Annotated in this window: 5 protein-coding genes; all 5 read left to right on the top strand. The window is 67.8% G+C overall.

Going from position 1 to position 3,441, the window contains the following annotated elements; translation table 11 throughout:
• Nucleotides 1–540 (top strand): hypothetical protein (locus GA0115259_RS40305; protein ID WP_161230376.1); only part of this gene is annotated, 540 nt, incomplete at its 5' end.
• A gap of 77 nt (nucleotides 541–617) precedes the next feature.
• Nucleotides 618–983: a VOC family protein gene (locus GA0115259_RS15230; RefSeq protein WP_093596540.1), complete on the top strand. Its 366-nt coding sequence runs from the start codon at nucleotides 618–620 to the stop codon at nucleotides 981–983.
• A gap of 148 nt (nucleotides 984–1,131) precedes the next feature.
• A complete protein-coding gene (locus GA0115259_RS15235; RefSeq protein WP_093596531.1) occupies nucleotides 1,132–1,992 on the top strand; it encodes a class II fructose-bisphosphate aldolase in 861 nt (286 codons plus the stop codon).
• A 4-nt stretch (nucleotides 1,993–1,996) separates the two neighbouring features.
• The gene (locus GA0115259_RS15240) at nucleotides 1,997–2,815 is read left to right on the top strand and encodes an HAD-IA family hydrolase (protein ID WP_093596534.1); all 819 of its coding nucleotides are present in this window, start codon (nucleotides 1,997–1,999) and stop codon (nucleotides 2,813–2,815) included.
• A gap of 31 nt (nucleotides 2,816–2,846) precedes the next feature.
• Nucleotides 2,847–3,441 (top strand): dihydroxyacetone kinase family protein (locus GA0115259_RS15245; RefSeq protein WP_093596537.1); only part of this gene is annotated, 595 nt, incomplete at its 3' end.

Below are 3,441 nucleotides of genomic sequence, written 5' to 3' on the forward strand. Positions count from 1 at the left end.
GCCCGCCGTATCGCTCCCATCGCCAACATCACCCTCGGCGGGCTCGGCCTGTCGCCGGCCGAGGCGTACGAGGACACACTCGCCACGATCCGTGGCACGCGCGCGGCCCGCTTCGCCATCCAGATGCTCTTCCCGCTCAGCGCGAAGCAGGGCAGTCTGCTGGGCTGGGCGCATGAACAGGGCCTGTGGGAACCGCCGTCCTTATGGCTGCTTGTCCGGGCGCTGCGGACGGCCACCATCGAGGCGTACGCGCCCGACGAGGCCGGCGACCTCAGTCTGTCCTGGTACAACCCGCAGGTCGGTGAGGTCGTTACCGCCCGCCCTGACAGCTGCCCGGTATGCCGTCCCATGCTGATCGACACGCTCAAGACGTTCGCCCTGACACCGTCCGCCGACTCCCTCGGCGAGGCCGCCCGTTGGGACCGCTGCGGCTGCCGGTCGCGGGCCGAGCGGGACCTGACGGTGGATCAGGGAGGTTACCAGGAGCGTCTGGAGGCGATAGCGGCCCGTTGGACGCAGATGAGCCGGAGGGCGCCGTAGCCGGTACGCCCGGTGTCACTCGTTCGCCGAGAGGTCTCTGCCGTACCTCGGAGGCGGTCGCGATGACACTGGAAAACATGATCGACCACATCACACTCCAGGTGAGCGATGTCCGGGCCAGCCGTGCCTTCTACGAACGCCTGCTGGCGCCGTGCGGCACCCAGGTCGTCGCGGAGGACGGCGACACCGTAGGGCTCGGCCGAGGCGAGAAGGCGGATATCTGGATCATCCCGGCCGAGGGCCGTACCGATCGCGAACTCCATGTCGCCTTCGGCGCCGACAGCCGCGACCATGTGGACCAGGTACACAGGACCGCGGTCGAGATGGGCGTCGACGTACTCGGCGAACCGGCTCTCCTCCCGCAGTACGAACCGGGCTACTACGCCTGCTACGTCCGCGACCCGGACGGCCACAACATCGAGGTCGTGGCCCGCACCATCTGAGGCCCTAAGGTCTTTCGTTCGAGCGCCGTGCGGCGGAACCCGGCCGACTGGCGGCGCCCGGCCGACAGGCGTGGAATGGATCTGGAGCGTCCGGCCCCCCGCCAGAAGGGCCGGGCCCCATTGGGCGAGCCCGATCCCAGGAGTCCATGTGTCTGTCGTGCCGCTGACCGACATTCTGTCCGACGCCTTCAAAGAGCGTTATGGTGTGCCGGCCATCAATATCTTCAACGACCTCACGATGGAGGCGGTTCTCGCGGCGGCCGTGGAGAAATCCTCGCCTTTGATCGTGCAGACGTCCGTCAAGACGGTCAAATCGATCGGCAGCGATGTGCTCTATGCCATGTGGACATCGATGACGGCGGGTATCGAGGTGCCGGTCAGCCTGCATCTGGATCACTGTCCGGAGCGTGCGGTCATCACCGAGTGTCTGCGGCGCGGCTGGAATTCCGTGCTGTTCGACGCCTCCCGGCTGCCGGTGGCGGAGAATATGCGGCAGACGGTGGAGGTCGTCGCCGAGGCCCGTGCGTACGGCGCCCATGTGGAGGGCGAGATCGAATCGATCACGGGCGTGGAGGACGACATCGGCACCGACAAGGCGGCTGCCCAGCAGGATCTGGAGGTGGCGCTGGAATTCCTCGATACGACCCGTGTGGACGTTTTCGCGCCCGCCATCGGAAACGCTCACGGTACCTACAAACGCGCGCCGGTACTCGATTTCCAGCGGGTCTCCGACATTGTCGCGGCACATCCTCTGCCGATCGCGCTCCACGGTGGCAGCGGCCTTTCCGACGAGCAGTTCCACGATCTCATTTCCCGAGGATGCGCGAAGGTGAATATCTCGACCGCCCTCAAGGAAACATTTATGAAGTCGAGTCTCACCTTTCTCGAATCGGCCGCGGAGAAACAGAAATGGGATCCGCCGTCCCTGTTCCGTTCCGTGCGCCAGGACGTGATCGGAATGGCCGGCTCGCTCATGACGCTCTTCGGCAGCGCCGGACGGGCCGGGTGACACCGTGCCCGCCCTCGTCTTCGACTGCGACGGAGTACTCGCCGACACCGAGCGCTACGGGCATCTGCCGGCGTTCAACCAGACCTTCAAGGAATTCGGTCTGCCCGTGCGCTGGAGCGACCGCGAGTACGCCGAGAAGGTGAAGGTCGGCGGAGGCAAGGAGCGTATGAAGACGCTCCTCACTCCCGAGTTCATCGCCGCGGCCGGGCTGCCCAGCGATCCCGACGCGCTCGACGAGCAGATCGCGCGATGGCACCGGCGCAAGACCGAGGTGTACACCGGGATCATCCAGAGCGGCACCATTCCGCCCAGGCCCGGCGTACGGCGGATCGCCGCCGAGGCCGATGCCGCCGGATGGACGCTGGCCGTCGCCTCCACCTCGGCGGAGCCGGCCGTACGGAGTGTGCTGGAACTCGCCGCCGGGCCCGGACTCGCCGCGCGCTTCGCCGTGTTCGCCGGAGACATCGTCCCGCGCAAGAAGCCGGCTCCGGACATCTATCTGTACGCGGTGGACCGGCTCGGGCTCGGCGCCACGGGCACCGTCGTGATCGAGGACAGCCGGAACGGGCTGCGTTCGGCGCTGGACGCGGGCCTCGGATGTGTGGTGACACCCAGCGCCTACACCGGCGAGGAGGACTTCAGCGGCGCGCTGCTGGTCGTGTCGTCCCTGGGCGATCCCGCCGATTCCGCCGATCCCACGGATCCCGCGCGGAAGGAGATCACCACGGAGGTGCTGAGCGATCCGCTCGGTGCGGATCCGCGTCCCTTCGTCCGGCTCGCCGATCTCGAATTCCTGCTCTCCGCTGCCCCCGGCGCGAAGTGACGCAGGCCAGTCAGGAGTCAGGAGAGACGACATGTCTTCGACAACAGACAGCGGCAGTGACCGCAGCAGCGAGCGCCGCGACGGGCGCGGCACCAGCGGTGTCGACACGGGCAGTGTCCGTGGCGGCGAGAGTGACAGCGATCTGGAGTTCGTCGTCAGGACCATCGCGCAGACGGCGGTGGACAACGAACGCGAATTCGGCGAACTCGACGCCGTCGTGGGCGACGGCGACTTCGGATACTCGCTCGCACGGGGCTTCGAGATCGTGCTCGCGGACTGGGACACCTTCGACCGCGATTCTCCGTCGGTGTTCCTGAAGAAAGTGGCCCTGGTGATCTCCAAACGGGTGGGCGGGACCTCGGGACCGCTGTGGGGCACGGCGTTCCTCCGGGCGGCCGGGGCCGTCAACGAACGGTCCTGGTCCGAACTGGGCGGCGCGGACGCGATCGCCATGCTGCGTGCTGCCGCCGAGGGCATCAAGGTACGAGGCCGGTCCGATCTCGGCGACAAGACGCTGCTGGACGCGCTGATCCCGATGACCGACGCGCTGGAGACGGAGCTGCGGACCGGACAGGGCGCGGCGGCCGGGGCGGCCGGGCCCGCCGGACCGGCGAGGGTCGCGGCGA

The sequence above is a fragment of the Streptomyces sp. MnatMP-M17 genome (assembly GCF_900091995.1).
Taxonomy (GTDB): domain Bacteria; phylum Actinomycetota; class Actinomycetes; order Streptomycetales; family Streptomycetaceae; genus Streptomyces.